The 15,046-nt window shown below is 54.4% G+C and carries 13 protein-coding genes; 7 read left to right on the top strand and 6 right to left on the bottom strand.

Translation table 11 applies throughout. From position 1 onward, the window contains the following. Nucleotides 1–193: 193 nt before the first annotated feature. From VO84_RS18830 to VO84_RS18845, 4 genes are all read right to left on the bottom strand, one after another. Entirely contained in the window at nt 194–1,060 is an 867-nt protein-coding gene (locus VO84_RS18830) for an alpha/beta fold hydrolase (RefSeq protein ID WP_058189284.1), read from the bottom strand. Nucleotides 1,061–1,179: 119 nt separating this feature from the next. After that, nucleotides 1,180–2,001 (bottom strand): alpha/beta fold hydrolase, encoded by an 822-nt coding sequence (locus VO84_RS18835; RefSeq protein WP_058189285.1) that lies wholly within the window; start codon nt 1,999–2,001, stop codon nt 1,180–1,182. A 275-nt stretch (nt 2,002–2,276) separates the two neighbouring features. After that, the gene (locus tag VO84_RS18840) at nt 2,277–3,239 is read right to left on the bottom strand and encodes an MBL fold metallo-hydrolase (protein WP_082662167.1); all 963 of its coding nucleotides are present in this window, start codon (nt 3,237–3,239) and stop codon (nt 2,277–2,279) included. A 175-nt stretch (nt 3,240–3,414) separates the two neighbouring features. Next, nucleotides 3,415–4,068, bottom strand: coding sequence for a response regulator (locus tag VO84_RS18845; protein WP_058189286.1), 654 nt, complete (start codon nt 4,066–4,068; stop codon nt 3,415–3,417). A gap of 210 nt (nt 4,069–4,278) precedes the next feature. Here VO84_RS18845 and VO84_RS18850 point away from each other — a divergent pair, with 210 nt between their 5' ends. Further along, nucleotides 4,279–7,548, top strand: coding sequence for a protein kinase domain-containing protein (locus tag VO84_RS18850; RefSeq protein ID WP_197414113.1), 3,270 nt, complete (start codon nt 4,279–4,281; stop codon nt 7,546–7,548). 81 nt (nt 7,549–7,629) lie between these two features. On the opposite strand, the gene VO84_RS18855 is transcribed toward VO84_RS18850, so the two are convergent. Next, complete coding sequence (locus VO84_RS18855; RefSeq protein WP_082662169.1) at nt 7,630–8,256, bottom strand: carboxymuconolactone decarboxylase family protein; 627 nt, start codon at nt 8,254–8,256, stop codon at nt 7,630–7,632. A gap of 305 nt (nt 8,257–8,561) precedes the next feature. Between VO84_RS18855 and VO84_RS18860 the strand changes: the two genes are divergently transcribed. From VO84_RS18860 to VO84_RS18885, 6 genes are all read left to right on the top strand, one after another. Beyond that, the gene (locus tag VO84_RS18860; RefSeq protein ID WP_058189289.1) at nt 8,562–10,157 is read left to right on the top strand and encodes a UbiD family decarboxylase; all 1,596 of its coding nucleotides are present in this window, start codon (nt 8,562–8,564) and stop codon (nt 10,155–10,157) included. A gap of 96 nt (nt 10,158–10,253) precedes the next feature. Beyond that, complete coding sequence (locus tag VO84_RS18865) at nt 10,254–10,889, top strand: UbiX family flavin prenyltransferase (protein ID WP_058189290.1); 636 nt, start codon at nt 10,254–10,256, stop codon at nt 10,887–10,889. Nucleotides 10,890–10,948: 59 nt separating this feature from the next. Then, nucleotides 10,949–11,374, top strand: a complete 426-nt coding sequence (locus VO84_RS18870; RefSeq protein ID WP_058189291.1) for an SRPBCC family protein — start codon at nt 10,949–10,951, stop codon at nt 11,372–11,374. A gap of 41 nt (nt 11,375–11,415) precedes the next feature. Then, nucleotides 11,416–12,528: an LLM class flavin-dependent oxidoreductase gene (locus tag VO84_RS18875; protein WP_058189292.1), complete on the top strand. Its 1,113-nt coding sequence runs from the start codon at nt 11,416–11,418 to the stop codon at nt 12,526–12,528. Beyond that, nucleotides 12,525–12,887 (top strand): VOC family protein, encoded by a 363-nt coding sequence (locus VO84_RS18880; RefSeq protein WP_058189293.1) that lies wholly within the window; start codon nt 12,525–12,527, stop codon nt 12,885–12,887. The genes VO84_RS18875 and VO84_RS18880 overlap by 4 nt, the downstream gene beginning before the upstream one ends. A gap of 121 nt (nt 12,888–13,008) precedes the next feature. Then, a complete protein-coding gene (locus VO84_RS18885; protein WP_058189294.1) occupies nt 13,009–13,830 on the top strand; it encodes an alpha/beta fold hydrolase in 822 nt (273 codons plus the stop codon). A gap of 196 nt (nt 13,831–14,026) precedes the next feature. Here VO84_RS18885 and VO84_RS18890 read toward each other — a convergent pair whose 3' ends face one another. Beyond that, entirely contained in the window at nt 14,027–15,007 is a 981-nt protein-coding gene (locus VO84_RS18890; protein ID WP_082662170.1) for an alpha/beta fold hydrolase, read from the bottom strand. Nucleotides 15,008–15,046 lie beyond the last annotated feature (39 nt).

Consider the following 15,046-nt stretch of genomic DNA (forward strand, 5'->3'; position numbering starts at 1 on the left):
GTATGAAGCTCGCTTATGTTGCTGGGTCAAAACTATAGGAGTCTGCAATTCGTATAAACCCTCTTTAAGGCGTCGGCGGCATGCCCATTTTGGGTACCTGGATATTTGAGAGGCGCACTTTACGAGTATCTGAACGTCGAAGAGCAACGACGGGCCTTGCGGGTGTTGTTTAGCTTATTACCGATCGTTCCCTCTAGCCCTTCCACGGCGCGAGAAAGGTCAAGAGCGCTTGGTTGACGAGATCTGGCCTCTCCTCGTGGGGTAGGTGGCCGCATTCGGGAAGCGAAAGGAATTCGAGGGAGTTAGAGTAATGACTCCACACCTCCCGAAAATCCCAAAGCTTTCCGCCGGCAGCAAAATCCTCGCCCCAAAGTACAAGAGTTGGCATATCGAGTAACGAGCCTTCATCGCACCTGTCCTGCATCACGTCTGTCATAGCTGCGCGATAGTCTTCGAAGGCGCCTCGGAGTGCTCCAGGCCTGCTGTATGCCCTAACGTAGACGCCGATTTCACGCTCGGTGAGCAACTCGGGATTATGGCACCAGGAAGATAGGATATGGCGTAGCCACATCTCCTCACGCCCAGTGATTAGAGCTTCGGGGAGATCCTGCACTGCATTGAACAGGAAAAACCAGTGGGTGCGTGCGACTTCGGTGTTCATTCTCTCGAAAATTGTGCGCGTCGGGATATTGTCAAGCGCGGCGAATCGGCTCACGGCCTCGGGAAAGTCCTTGGCTAACCTTAGCGCGACCCTGGCGCCCCGATCGTGTCCGATCACGGCCGCGCGTTCGATCCCCAAGGAGTGCATGAGCCCCAGAATATCGCGAGCCATTGTTTTCTTGTCATAGCCACTGCTGGGCTTTTGTGTCTCTCCGTAACCGCGTAGATCGGGAGCGATGACTCGGTAATGCTTTGCTAATATCGGCAGCTGATGCCGCCAGGCATACCACGTCTCCGGGAAGCCGTGCAGAAGCACTACGGGAGGTCCCTTACCTATCTCGACGTAATGGATTTTCAAGCCATTGACGGTGACGGTATGATGCGTTGGGCTGAGTTCCATCGTTTACTCGAAAAAGAAAGTGACAGTAGGTGAGGCGACAAAACATTTCATCAAGTCAGGCACGTGGCTACGGGATTCAAAAAACTGGCGGGCCGCACACGCGACCCGCTCAGTGCCGCTTATGCTCGAATGAACTCCAGAAGATCCATGTTGATGACATCGGCGTGAATGATGGGCATTCCATGCGGGAAGCCGGGGTAGACCTTCAGAGTGGCGTCTTTGGCCAACTTGGCTGTCAGTGCACCGGCATCAGGGAAGGGAACGATCTGATCGTCGTCTCCATGCATGACGAGCATGGGGATATCGATCTTCTTGAGTTCCTCCGTGAAGTCGGTTTCAGAGAATGCTTTGATGCAGTCGTAAGAGCCCTTGATGCCGCTCTGCATACCCTGATACCAGAAGCTCTCTCGGACGCCGTCGGAGATTTTAGCTCCGGAGCGGTTATAGCCGAAGAAGGGGAGCGAAAGGTCTTTGTAGAACTGAGAGCGGTCGTTAACGACGCCAGTACGGATGCTGTCGAGAGCTTCAATGGGAGTGCCGCCGGGGTTGGAAGCGGACTTCACCATGATGGGCGGGACCGCGCTGATGAGGACTGCCTTCGCGACTCGGCTCGAACCATGCCGGCTGAGGTAACGTACAACTTCTCCTCCGCCGGTCGAATGGCCCACCATCACAGCTTTCTTCAGGTCCAGGGCTTCGAACAATGCGGCAAGGTCATCCGCGTAGGTGTTCATCTCGTTCCCCTGCCATGTCTGCGCGGAACGCCCGTGGCTGCGGCGATCGTGAGCGATCACGCGATAGCCCTGCTGCCCGAGGAAGAGCATTTGAGCATCCCAAGCGTCAGCATTCAAAGGCCAGCCATGCGAGAAAACAACTGGTTGGCCTGATCCCCAGTCCTTGTAGTAGATCGTAGTCCCATCTTTTGCGGTAATTGTGCTCATGCGTTTCCTCAATTCTGGTTGGCCGGTTTCGCTTGTGTTGTCCCGTGCCGCGAGGCACGATCGTAGTCGTCAGGATTCGGATACCTTCTGGCAATGTCGAAGCAGCATCCCTAGATTTGATTGTTGAGCAGACGGAATTAGATGGGTACCTACCGTCGAGGGTCTTGGAGATAACCCATTCGAGTAGGCACATGACGCAACTGCGCGTTGGCCAACGCGCGGCTCTCCGGTCTCGCCGTCATGAATAACTGAATAAGGTGAATGGCAATCCGCTACTACACACCGCGGTAAACGAGGCTCGTAAATAATTCGGGCGAAACAAATCCTCCCGATAAAGCCCGATCGTAGCTCGCCGTCGGCTTTGCAGCGATTGCAGCAGGAAGCGGCAGACCTCTCTTTTTCAGTTCCGATACCCGCCCGCGCACGTCCACGAGCATATTGTAAAAGGAGACCAGCTGAATTCGCCTGCCGACATCTCCGTGTCCTGGAAGAACCAAGGTCTCAGCATCCGTACGCGCCAAATTCTCAGACGATGCGGCAATCATCCCATCAATGCTCCCGCCGCTATCGTAGTCGATGAATGGATAGTAGCCATTGAACCATGCATCGCCCGCATGAAGCACATTCGCATTCTCAAAGAATACGGAGACGTCGGAATCGGTATGTGCCGGCGTGTAACGTCTCATTACAATTCTCTGTTCGTTCAGCCGCAATTCATGGGATTGGCTGAAAAGGACCGTGGGCAACGCCGCGACGGGCGAAGGCTCAAAGTCGATGGAGAATGCCGGAATCGATTGTCTTTGGGTCATGCGTTTGCGCGTGTTCTCGTGCGCTATGATGACAGCGCCATCGCGATGCATCCATTGATTCCCGTCCGTATGGTCGAAGTGCCAATGAGTATTCAGTAAATGGCGCACCGGACCCGGAGAAATGGCGTTCAAAGCTGCCTTCACCTGTGGTTCAGAAGTTGCCAATCCGCTATCAACGGCAACTAAACCATCCGCGCCAGGCAGAACGATGACGTTGCCGCCAGATCCCATCAAGAAACGGAGATCACCTCGAAGACTACGGATCTGAATCTTCGCGGTCTTTCCCGAAGCCCTGAATTGTGCTCCGGTCAGGGAAGCTTCCTGAGCAGATAGCTTCGCAACAATGGAGGGGAGAAATGCAGTAGCGACGGCCGCGATGCCGCCCGAGACAAATAAACGGCGCGAAATGGTGAGACTGGCTGAACCCATGACGCCTCCTGATGCCGGCGACAAAAAGGGCATCGCCGGCCTTCGCGAACTGTTCTTTCCCAAGCATTGTCTCAAAGAGATGACAGGAGCAAAGCTTCGATGGTGTTCATACGAGACAACCCTTTGGGGTATGTAGAAGCTCTTGAGAAAAAACTTCGACTCGTTGGACAGCTACTTAGTAGGATTCACCGGAAGTCTCGAAACAACCCAGGAAGCCGCGTTTCAGGCCGATCATAACCGCATGCGTTCGATCATTGGCTTGCAGCTTTGCCAGGATGCTCTTCATGTGTCCCTTGACGGTGTCTTCGGAAATCAGCAATCTCTCGGCGACGATTTTATTTGCACAGCCCCCTGCTACTTCGCGTAGAACTTCGATTTCGCGCTCAGATAAGTGATCCGCGCTCACATGTTCTGCGATATTAGAGGCAATCTCCATCGGTATCCGCCTTATCCCTGATCGAGCCGCCCGTATTGCGTCAACTAGTTCCCTTCGGGAGAGTCCTTTGAGCAGATATCCGACAGCTCCAAGCTTAAAGGCTCGTGTAGCCTTGATGTCGCCTGCGTATCTGGTGAGAATTACGATCTTCGCCTGGGGAAATTCCTCACGAATCGCAGCAGTTGCGTCCAACCCATCCATCAGCGGCATACTCACATCCATCAAGGTAATTGTCGGCATGAATTTGCGAAAGGCAGCAAGGGACTCGAGCCCGTTGGTCGCTTCGGCCACCAATTGCATGTCATTCTCTTGGTGGAGTGCAAACCTGACACCATCGCGCACAAGCGGATGATCATCGACACACATCACACGGATTGGATCTGCATTTTGCATAGGGCTCCCCCTTTACGCCTTCGAGCATGCGCGGGGCGGCACCTTAGGTAAATGCAGTGAAGGTCAATTGAACATCAATTTGTGACAAATGGCCTGAAGGATGCTGATTCTAAACGGTCGGCATTTTCTCTCGGTACAATGAGTTCACCCTCGATTCGTGGATTCCCGTTTTCCGGATACGGAGATGAGGTGGAGATCTTCGGGAGATCCATGCAGCCTCATCAGCGAATCCGAGTGCGGCTCGGATCTTTCGAACTCAATCTGGAGACGGGGGAGCTATGTTCCCTTGATCTCGAGTCGGCTGTCCAGAGGACATTCCTTCCGGAAAAGCCGTTCCGAGTCCTTCGTGTCCTGGTTGAGCTTAATGGGGAGCTCGGGAGTCGTGACGAAATAAGGCGACGGCTCTGGCCGAACGATACAGTTGTCGATTTCGAACATAGTATTAACGTAGCGATCGCAACCCTGAGGCGCGCATTTGGGGATTCGGCCACTGAACCGAAATATATTGAAACGGTGCCGCGACGAGGATATCGACTTGTCATTCCCGTAGAGTGGGTGACCGCTGTTGATCGTCAGAACGCAGTTTTGCCCTACGATCTCTCACCTGAAGATGGCCGATCTGCGAGTGAAACCGGCGCTGGGCCCATTGGCAGAAAAGTCTCTCATTTTCGCGTGATTGAGGTGATCGGCGGCGGCGGAATGGGAATGGTATACCGGGCAGAAGACCTGAAACTGGGCCGCCAGGTTGCGCTGAAGTTTCTTCCCGAGGAAATGGCCGGTGACCCGGCCTCTCTCAAACGCTTCGAGCGCGAGGCGCAAACTGCATCGGCTCTCAACCATCCCAATATCTGCACGATTTTCGAAATCGAAGATTACGATGGCCAGCCAATCATCGTCATGGAATTGCTGCACGGGAAAACGCTGCGGGATAAACTTGCGGAATCCGGCGAAACGAAGATGCCTCTGGACGACCTTCTCCAGATTGCACTAGAGACCTGCGATGGGTTGCAGGCAGCGCACGCGAAGGGAATCATCCATCGAGATATTAAGCCGGCCAATATCTTCATTACTCGCGAAGGATCGGCCAAAATACTGGATTTTGGACTGGCGAAGCTTGTCGAGTCCGACGAGGATGGAGGTCGGGAACAGCCGGACTCCGTGCACTCTACCAATCCGCTGATCAGATTCAAGGCGCCAATCGGCTTGGATACGGGATTGAGCAGAACGGGCCTCGCGATGGGGACAACCAGCTACATGTCGCCAGAACAGGTTCGGAGGGAAAAGCTGGATGCCCGTACCGACCTGTTTTCATTTGGTCTTGTGCTCTTTGAAATGGCGACCGGCGAACGAGCATTTCCTGGAAATAGCGCTGCGGAAGTGCATCAAGCCCTGCTGCATGAGAAGGCGACCCGAATTCGCGAATTGAATCCCGCCATCCCTCCGATGCTTCAAGCGGTCATTGAAAAAGCACTTGAGAAGGAGCCTGGCAAACGTTATGGTTCGGCAGCGGAGATGCGCGGTGCTTTGGAACGAGTTCCAAGTCCACGGAGTCTGCGGCTGCGTCGAATCCGCAACTGGATTGCAGCGGCAGCTCTGATCCTCTTAGCAGCTACAGTAGCTATTGTCTCCTGGCGATATCTTCACAGATTTCAGCTCGCAGCCGGTGACACGATTGTCATTGCCGACATTACCAATCGCACCAGCGATCCCGTGCTCGACGATGCTCTGAATTTCGCTCTTCCCGTCGAACTATCGCAGACGCCTTTTCTCCAGGTTCTCGCGCAGGATAAGGTGCGAGAAACGATGACTCTGCTTCATCACCCTATTGACGGAAAAGTGACACCGGAAATTGCTCGCGAAGTATGTTTGAAGACCAACAGCAAAGCAGTGGTTACCAGCGCTATCGCCGACGCCGGCAACAATTACCGCATTCTTTTGACTGGAGTTAACTGCAGTACTGGTCAAATATTCGCCAGTTCTGAACAGGACGCGCCGCTCCGCAATGGGGTGGTTCATGCACTTGGAGTTGCGGGCGCTCAATTGCGGAGAAGAATGGGCGAGCCAGGGGACTTACTGAAGAAGTTTAACAAGCCCCTGGAACTGGCAACTTCGTGGTCGCCTGAGGCCCTGCAACTCTTGTCTCAAGGCTTTAAGAAACAGCTCTCACGGGATATCCGAGCCACCATTCCACTCTACGAGCGGGCGATTGGTATCGACCCATCCTTCGCGCTGGCATACGCCACTGTGGGAATATCCTATCTCTACGCCGGTAAACCTGCGGAGTCATTGGCTGCCGAGAAAAAGGCTTATGAACTGCGGGAAAGGCTGACCGGCCAACTCAAGTTTCTCGCGGAAACACTATATTACGATGTTGGGCTTGGGGATTTGCAAAAATCCTATCCTATATATGAGGAATGGATCCAGACTTTCCCGTTGGATGGCGTAGGGCGTCATAACTTCGCCGCGTCGCTTCTTATCCTCGGAGACTATGATCGAGCCGCTTCCGAGGCTCGCGAAGCAATTCGGCTGATGCCTTTGCTGCGCGACGGTAGCTACCGCCCGTTGATGCAGGCCACCACCTACGCGGGGCATCTGGAGGAAGCTAAAGCAATCTTTGATGAGGCGAAGTCCCGAAATTTCGACGACGTGGAAATCCACGACTTGAGAAGCCTAATTGCTTTTCTTCAGCATGACGCTCCCGGCATGCGACAAGAGTTGAGCTGGTTCAACGACCACGGTCGAAAGAAAAACGCTCTTTGGAGGGAATTGGAGATTGAATGCTACTACGGGCATTTTGCAGAAGCGCGTCGCCTGTTACCGAATTACAACGAACTCCAGGCGACCGGCAATGCCCGGGGGCAGCTTACTCCCGGCACAATTGATCTCGCGTTGCAGGAAGCTGAAGCCGGGGATACCACAAACGCCGCCCGACAGTTGGGAAGCACGACACAGCTCCATGGGAGTCGCGCCGAACAGGCAAGTCTTGCTTTGGTCTTCGCTCGAACGGGAAATAGTGAGGAATCAAAGAGACTGGCCGACGACATCAGTCGAGAGTCGCCGGAGGATACTATCACCCAGCTTTACTTGCTTCCTACGATCTGGGCGTCGATCGAACTCCGCCAGAACAGGCCAGCGAGCGCGATAGAATTGCTGCGTCCCGCAGAAAGATACGAGTTGGCGTACCCAACGAGTCTCAACAGTGTTTATCCAGCTTATGTTCGCGGCCTCGCGTATCTGCAGATGGGCCAGGGAAAGCAAGCGGCAGGAGAATTCCAGAAGCTGATCGATCATTCTGCGCTTGTCGGAAGGTGGGTTACAGGCGCGCTCGCGTACCTTCAGCTTGGACGAGCGCAGGCAATGATGGGAGATAACGCCGATGCCCGAAAATCGTACCAAACTTTTCTGGCCATTTGGAAAGGCGCTGATCCTGATCTCCCGGCTTACAAACAGGCGAAGTCAGAGTTCGCCGCCCTCCGATAATACCTATTCAATCGCTCTGTTACAAGACCCACAGTTACTAGGGGGTGGCATCCATAATATCTTTGCGCACTGCCGAGTGCATCATCGAAGCGGTGATGTACTGTCGCCGATCTTGTCGGCCGTCTCGAGCGGAACACGGCATCCATTGAGAAAGCGGCTCAGCAAGTTGAACCACGAGATAATCAGGATAAACTTGCGGCAAACGACTTCGTCATATCGATTCAACAGCTCGGACAGAGTATCGTCCGTCAATGTGGCTGTACACGAAAGTTCATCCGCGGCTTTGCATACCAGAACGTAGTCGAGGTTGATCCCGGTGACCGGGCCGTCGCACGCAGCAGCTTCGATCTCCTCATCCGTGAGCCCCGCATTCTTTCCCAAAACCACATTGGCCTGCCACTCGTAGGGCGAGTTGAGAACCTTGGCTGCCCTGAGCATAATCATCTCGCGGGTCCGAGGATCGATTCCTTCCGCTTGAAACATGGCCTTGATGAACGCAACGGTCGGCGGGTACATGTCCTCGGTGCCGGCCATCATCTTAATCACGTTCAATGTCATCTTCGGGTCATAGCTGTCGCCGATGATTCTTCCCGCTTCTTCATCTGATGGCAGTGGAATTGTGATTTGCGAAGGGAGTGGGTTTGGTCGATACATGTTCGGCTCCATTGCCCGGATCAATGCGAACTGGTCCGTGGCCTGACGATGCATTTAAGTGTCGTTTATACAGAGGAAAGCCGCAGACCCGAAAAGGGGCTCCCGTTCCAGCCATTTCGGGTATCGCCTTCGAGTTCCAAGCGAGGTCTCCGCCAGTTGATGCGTGAGTTTGTTGCGACTACCCGAATTGGTTGACGAAGAGCACACCCAAGGGGTGTCCTCGGTTCTTGATTCTCCGACTAACCTCGGGATCAAGGCGGCAGGTTTGAACCGCGGAGTGAAATGGTTTGGAGTCGGAACATGGTTCCAGCCTAAGAGTTCATCCGCAATCACCGTTGCTTCTCCGCCGGAGGATACCAATGGCCCAAAAGAGCCTTGCCGAATTCATTGACACATTGGAGCAGAATGGCTTGCTTCGCCGCTATTCGGATGAAAAACGGGTCGACGAACTTCCCAAACTGATGGAAGACAACCCCGATCAGGCGATCCTGGTCGAGCGCGTAGCGGACTGTGCTTTTCCATTTTTCGCGAATGGATACGGCTCGCGCGCCATGTATGCGCTCTCATTGGAATGCGGATTAAAAGAGGTCGGAAGCGAGATCGCGCGCCGGTCCAATATTCACTATAAAGCGGAGCTTGTGGAGACGGCTCCTTGCAAAGACGTGATTCTGCGAGGTGATGATGTTGACCTGACAATCCTCCCGCTGTTCAATCATCATCCTCGAGACGGCCAGGCCTACATCAATGACACGCGCATCGTGACCCGAAATCCTGTGACGGGAGAAATCAACGATGCCATCCAGCGGATGATGTATCGCTCGAAGAACATGACCAACGTGGACATGAGGGCGTGGTTCCACGGTGGTTCCATTGCAGGCCAGCGATATCACGAGTTGGGCAAGGATATGCCCATAGCAGTTTGTATCGGTGGTCCAACTCTGGACAAGATCGCATCGATGATGCGTCATCCAGGCGCTAGGATCGACGGGTGGGACAAACTGGGCGGGTTTCTGGGTGAGCCCGCCAAGATCGTGAAGTGCGAGACAAACGATCTTACGGTTCCAGCGAATGCGGAGATCGTCCTGGAAGGCCGCGTTGTCACAAGCGAAGGCATGATCCACGACGAAGGTCCATATGGCGAGTTTCCGGGAACATATGGAGCCGGACTTCCAAGAAATTGGAATGTGATTATTGACTGCATCACATACCGCAAAGGAGCAATCTATCAGCACGCCACAATCGGCGGACTTCATCCGGGCAAGACTGACATGTACGCATTCCAGCAAGCGATCGAAGGCGAGCTCTTCGAGAAGCTGCAACGCGCCGGTATCCTGGTGCAGGATGTCGTCGCTCCCGCGGATTGTGGCGGCAATGTTGCGTACGCGCGCATCAAGGCAGTGGGAGGCGGCGATGCGATGCAGACGCTCGGGGTGATGCTAACTGGCTGCAGGCAGTACATGCCGAAGATCGCGTATGTGTTCGATGAGGACGTCGATATCTACGATGATGGCCGCGTGAAGTGGGCACAGGCTTGGCGCTACAACCCCGGCCGTGGCACATTGATCGTGCCAGGGCAGAATACTATGCCGCTCGATCCAAGTCTTCGTCAGCCTGAGCCTCCTTTCAGCGTCACCAAGATCGGCTTTGATTGCACCATGGGCGCCGGTGCTATTCAGGCTGACTTCGAAGCGTGTGTGGTCACAGAGCCGATCAACCAGCCAGACAGTTCAAGCCCACTCGAAGAAGCCGAGATTGTTGCCGAGATGAGGCATTTCATTCGCGATGTGCCGAGGACGTGGCAGGAGATTCTGGAACACTTCGCGGGTCAACCGTATCCGGTTGTCTATCGTGCCTTTGGCCAATTGCGGCCCACACTTGGACGGAGAGCGAACGCGAGCCCAAACTTCCCATATACATTTTCTGAGGCCGGCGACTTTGTCGAGGGAAGCGAGTAACGTTCGAGGCCCCGAAATCGGCTTCCAGCGCGAGCTCAAATAATCGCGCTCGAGATTACGAATGATGGTTCGGCTTTATCGCCAGGAGCGAAGCACATGAAACGGATCATCGTGGGAATCTCGGGTGCTACCGGAGCTATCTATGGAATTCGCCTCCTGCAAATCCTTCATGGAGTGGCCTCGCTGGAGACACATCTGGTCCTGAGTCCAGCGGCACGCAGAACGATTTTGCTCGAAACCGCCTATTCCGTGGAAGAGGTTGAATCGATGGCGACATGTGTCCATCGCTCTGCCGATATCGCAGCAAGTATATCGTCTGGTTCTTTTCGTTCGAGCGGAATGATTGTTGCACCATGTTCGATGAAGACCGTATCCGGGATCGCGACCTCCTATTCCGACAACTTGCTCCTGCGGGCAGCAGACGTAATGCTCAAAGACCGGAGACCGCTGGTCCTGCTTGTCCGCGAGACGCCCATGCATCTCGGTCACCTGCGTCTTCTGGTGAGGATCGCGGAAATGGGAGGAATTGTCATGCCTCCTGTGCCGGCATTCTACCAACGGCCTGCAACTCTGGAAGACGTGATCGATCACACGCTCAACCGAGCATTGGATCTACTGGGAATCGAGCTCGAACAGGATCTATTTGAACGTTGGAAAGGTCCACAGTGTTCAGTGAACAGGCAGAGCAACCAACTAAACGACCGTCTCATCCCGGCTGCATTCGAGAATTAGGTCGATTTCGAATAGTGAGCATTTGATCATCTCCGAATCGACGAATCAAAGGAGGTTCTATGGTTACGCACTCACACAGGATACTCATCAACGCCCCGAAGCGGGAAGTCTTCAACGCAATTACAACCGAAGAGGGCCTGCAGGGGTGGTATACGCCGACGACTCAAGGCGGGGCTCGGCATGGAGAGCAGATCAAGCTCCATTTCAAGACCAAGGAAGGTCCGCTCCACTGGAAGATTGAGGTGATTAAGCCAGGCACAACGGTGCGCTGGGAGTGTTTGGAAGGTCCAGGATCTGCGGCTGGAACGAAGGCTATCTTCCATCTCGTAGAAAAAGGAGAGGGCAGTACATCGGTGGATCTCGATCATGAGGGAAATGATGAGTCAGACGACAAGCTGAGAGTCTGCAACACAATGTGGGGTGTGTTGATGTCGCACCTCAAGAAGTACGCAGAGACCAAGAACCCGGAACCGGCCTTTCATTAGATCGATTCACTTGGGGACACGTTCGACAAAGAGGAATTGCAATGAAGTTGGGCGCTCTGTTGATGCCGACACATCCCCCTGAACGAAGCATCCGGGACGGGCAGGCTTGGGATCTCGAGGAACTTCAACGACTCGATTCACTCGGGTTCGAAGAGGCGTGGATCGGTGAACATTTCACCTCCAACTGGGAGCCGTGCCCAGCGCCTGACCTCTTGATCGCTCAAGCGCTCTGTCGCACCGAGAGAATAATGTTGGGGCCGTTAGGACATCTTCTTCCATATCATCATCCGATTGAACTCGCACACCGCGTTGCATATCTGGATCACATGGCGGCAGGCCGGTATCAATTGGGAGTCGGCATCAGCGCGTTGCCAACGGATCATCAAGTATTCGGCCTTGATGTGAGTGGGGGACGCAACCGGCGCATGACCTTTGAGGCGCTAGACATTATCACCTCGCTTTGGACTCAGGGTCCGCGCGATTTCACTGGTGAATTCTGGTCGACCGGAAAGCCAGAAAGCCTCTATACGCTTGGTTATCATTTGCAGCCGTTCCAGCTCCCTCACCCGGCAATTGCGATCGCGGGCCTGACGCCGGGCTCTGAGAACCACAAGCTCGCGGGCGAAAAGGGATATATCCCTGTGAGCCTGAGCATCAGTCCAGACCCAGCTTTCACGTCCGCTCATTGGACCGCGGTGCTTGAGGGCGCGGCTCGCACGGGACGGACGCCCGATCGTAAGGACTGGCGGATCATCCGGGACGTTTACGTGGCGCCAACAGACAAAGAGGCACAACGACTCGCAATTGAGGGCAACATGGGCCGGTGCTGGAGGGAGTTTCTATTGCCTCTCTATTTTCATCTTGGTCTTGGTAATTTGCTTAAGACTCATCCGGCCATGCCGGATGCCGCGGTTGATCTCGAATACCTCGCTGAGAATCTTTGGCTCGTCGGATCTCCGGCTACCGTGACGAAACGGATTCAGAAGTTACAAGAAGGGACGGGGGGGTTTGGACATTTGCTTATTGTCTCCTACGATGCATCGGACCAACGAGAGGCCTGGGAACGAAACCTGCAACTGCTTGTGGAGGAAGTCTTGCCTGAGATGGATCATGCAACGTTCTGTGAGCAGGGGTCTGGGAGGCAGTCCGCATGAGTTATATCGCCCTTGCCACCGATTCCTTCAATGACGTCGCTTTCTTTTACGGGGAGCTGCTCGGATTTCCTGTCGTTGCAGAATGGGATCGCCCAAATGGTCGAGGGCGTCGATACGACCTGGGTGGCTTGACGCTTGAGATTCTCGACAACAGCCGCGAACGTCAACGCTTGGATCTCTACAATCCAGGCGAGCGAACACATATTGTCGTCGAGGTAGACGATCTTGAGGCTCTGCGGCGCCGGCTCCAGCTTGTCACTCCAAACCCGCAAAACGTGTCCTGGGGTGCACGGCTCTTTCAATTGCGCGATCCGGATGGCATTCCCGTGACCTTCTTGGAATGGATGCCATTGTCATAGCGGAAGACGAACAGTTGCCGCGAATCGCGGGGCAATTGTGGAGTGGCACGAAGCTTCTAGTGGTTTGACATGGACGCAGTACAAATCAATTCACCGTTAGGGGTGACAGAAACGAGGATATATGAGTACATTTCTTGCACATGATGGAACGAAGCTGTTTTATAGGGACTGGGGCACAGGCCAGCCGATCATCTTCTCGCATGCGTGGCCGGCGAGTGCGGATGAATGGGACCCGCAGATGTTCTTTTTCGCAAACCAAGGCTACCGTGCGATCGCCTTCGATCGCAGGGGACATGGAAGGTCTGAGCAGACCTGGCAGGGCAACGATATAGACACGTATGCGGATGACCTCGCCGCCTTGCTTGAGACTCTCGATCTGAATGACGCGATTCTAGTAGGGCACTCTACGGGCGGGGGCGACGTCGCCCGCTATATTGGCCGGCATGGATTATCGCGCGTCGCAAAAATCGTGTTTCTTGCCTCGGTAACACCCGGAATGCTCCAGAGCGTCACGAACCCAGGGGGATGGCCCCTCGAAGTGTTTGATGGGCTGCGCGATGCGCTCGTGAAGAATCGTTCTCAGGTTTACAAGGACGGAACGCTAACCTTTTATAGCTTCGACCGGCCGGGAGTTGAGGTCAACAAGGGCATTCAAGACAAGTATTGGTTCCAAGGCATGCAGGGTAGTTTGAAGGCGCATTATGACTGCGTCAAGGCCTTCTCAGAACCGGACTTTACTGAGGACTTAGAAAAAATTGACGTACCGACGCTGGTGATGCACAGCGAAGACGATGAAGGGGTCCCCTATTCTTTTACCGGCGCCCGCACAGCAAGAATCGTCAAGAACGCTAAACTGAAGACCTACAAGGAACTTTCGCACGGTATGGCCGAAACTCATCCCGACTTGATCAACGCCGATCTGTTGGCATTCTTTCGTGAGTGATGCAAGCATGAGCGAATCGTCGATCGGCGCAGACTACATCACTTCGAACAATGTCCCCCATCACTCTCACGTCGAAGAATGTTCACAATCGCACGTGTAGCCGTGACAAGTGATGGGGGACCACATGCAGAAGATCCGGCAACGGGAAGTTGCAATGATCGCATTTGCGAGACTGTGCCCTTTGCACCTCAGCTTACTACGATCTGATGAACGCTAGCAGATCAGGATTAATAACGTCCGCATGGGAAATCGGCATACCATGGGGGAATCCGGGATAGACCTTGAGCTGGGCATTCTTGACGATCTTCGCTGTTAGTGCACCCGTGTCGGCAAACGGAACGATCTGATCATCGTCGCCGTGCATCACCAGCGTCGGAATATTAATCTTCTTCAGATCGTCGGTGAAGTCGGTTTCAGAAAAAGCTCGAATGCAGTCGTAGTGGCCTTTGATGCCGCCCTGCATTCCCTGGAGCCAGAAGTTCTCCTGAATCCCTTCGGAGACTGTTGCGCCTGGCCGGTTATAGCCGAAGAAGGGCAGCGTGAGGTCTCTATAGAACTGCGCCCGGTCGGCCGCGACACCGGATCGGATCCCATCAAAGACATTGATCGGTAGACCGCCGGGATTCATTTCGGTCTTCAGCATGAAAGGGACGACGGAAGAAATCAGCACGGCCTTCGCCACGCGCTTTGACCCGTGACGCCCGATGTAACGAGCCACTTCACCGCCGCCGGTGGAGTGACCAACCATGATAGCTTTCTTCAGGTCTAGCGTCTCGAAGAGGAATGCGAGGTCGTCCGCATAGGTATTCATCTCATTCCCGTCCCAGGTTTGCCCTGAGCGGCCATGGCTTCGGCGGTCATGCGCGATCACCCGATAACCACGCTGGCCCAGATATTGCATCTGAGAATCCCACGCGTCTGCGTTCAACGGCCAGCCGTGCGAGAAAACGACCGGCTGGCCTTCGCCCCAATCCTTGAAATAGATCGTCGTTCCGTCCTTGACGGTGATCGTCTTAGTACCGTTGTCAGTCGAAAGCTTCTGATTGCTCAATGTGGCAAGAGAGCTTGAAGCAATTGCGCGATGAGGTAACAGCAACGCCGTCGCAGACGCTGCAGCAGCGGTCATCACAAAATCGCGGCGGCTAAGTCTGGTTTGTACATTCTCCTGTATGGACATTATCTTTTCCTTTCGGCTATGCGGCGGATCTCGTTTGTG

The sequence above is a fragment of the Occallatibacter gabretensis genome (genome assembly GCF_001449115.1).
GTDB classification, from domain to species: domain Bacteria; phylum Acidobacteriota; class Terriglobia; order Terriglobales; family Acidobacteriaceae; genus Telmatobacter; species Telmatobacter gabretensis.

Excerpts from the sequence above, each read along its gene's own strand:
- VO84_RS18830 (WP_058189284.1), bottom strand. The coding sequence starts at position 1,060 with ATGGAACTCAGCCCAACGCATCATACCGTCACCGTCAATGGCTTGAAA.
- VO84_RS18835 (WP_058189285.1), bottom strand. The coding sequence starts at position 2,001 with ATGAGCACAATTACCGCAAAAGATGGGACTACGATCTACTACAAGGAC.
- VO84_RS18840 (WP_082662167.1), bottom strand. The coding sequence starts at position 3,239 with ATGGGTTCAGCCAGTCTCACCATTTCGCGCCGTTTATTTGTCTCGGGC.
- VO84_RS18845 (WP_058189286.1), bottom strand. The coding sequence starts at position 4,068 with ATGCAAAATGCAGATCCAATCCGTGTGATGTGTGTCGATGATCATCCG.
- VO84_RS18850 (WP_197414113.1), top strand. The coding sequence starts at position 4,279 with ATGCAGCCTCATCAGCGAATCCGAGTGCGGCTCGGATCTTTCGAACTC.
- VO84_RS18855 (WP_082662169.1), bottom strand. The coding sequence starts at position 8,256 with ATGCATCGTCAGGCCACGGACCAGTTCGCATTGATCCGGGCAATGGAG.
- VO84_RS18860 (WP_058189289.1), top strand. The coding sequence starts at position 8,562 with ATGGCCCAAAAGAGCCTTGCCGAATTCATTGACACATTGGAGCAGAAT.
- VO84_RS18865 (WP_058189290.1), top strand. The coding sequence starts at position 10,254 with ATGAAACGGATCATCGTGGGAATCTCGGGTGCTACCGGAGCTATCTAT.
- VO84_RS18870 (WP_058189291.1), top strand. The coding sequence starts at position 10,949 with ATGGTTACGCACTCACACAGGATACTCATCAACGCCCCGAAGCGGGAA.
- VO84_RS18875 (WP_058189292.1), top strand. The coding sequence starts at position 11,416 with ATGAAGTTGGGCGCTCTGTTGATGCCGACACATCCCCCTGAACGAAGC.
- VO84_RS18880 (WP_058189293.1), top strand. The coding sequence starts at position 12,525 with ATGAGTTATATCGCCCTTGCCACCGATTCCTTCAATGACGTCGCTTTC.
- VO84_RS18885 (WP_058189294.1), top strand. The coding sequence starts at position 13,009 with ATGAGTACATTTCTTGCACATGATGGAACGAAGCTGTTTTATAGGGAC.
- VO84_RS18890 (WP_082662170.1), bottom strand. The coding sequence starts at position 15,007 with ATGTCCATACAGGAGAATGTACAAACCAGACTTAGCCGCCGCGATTTT.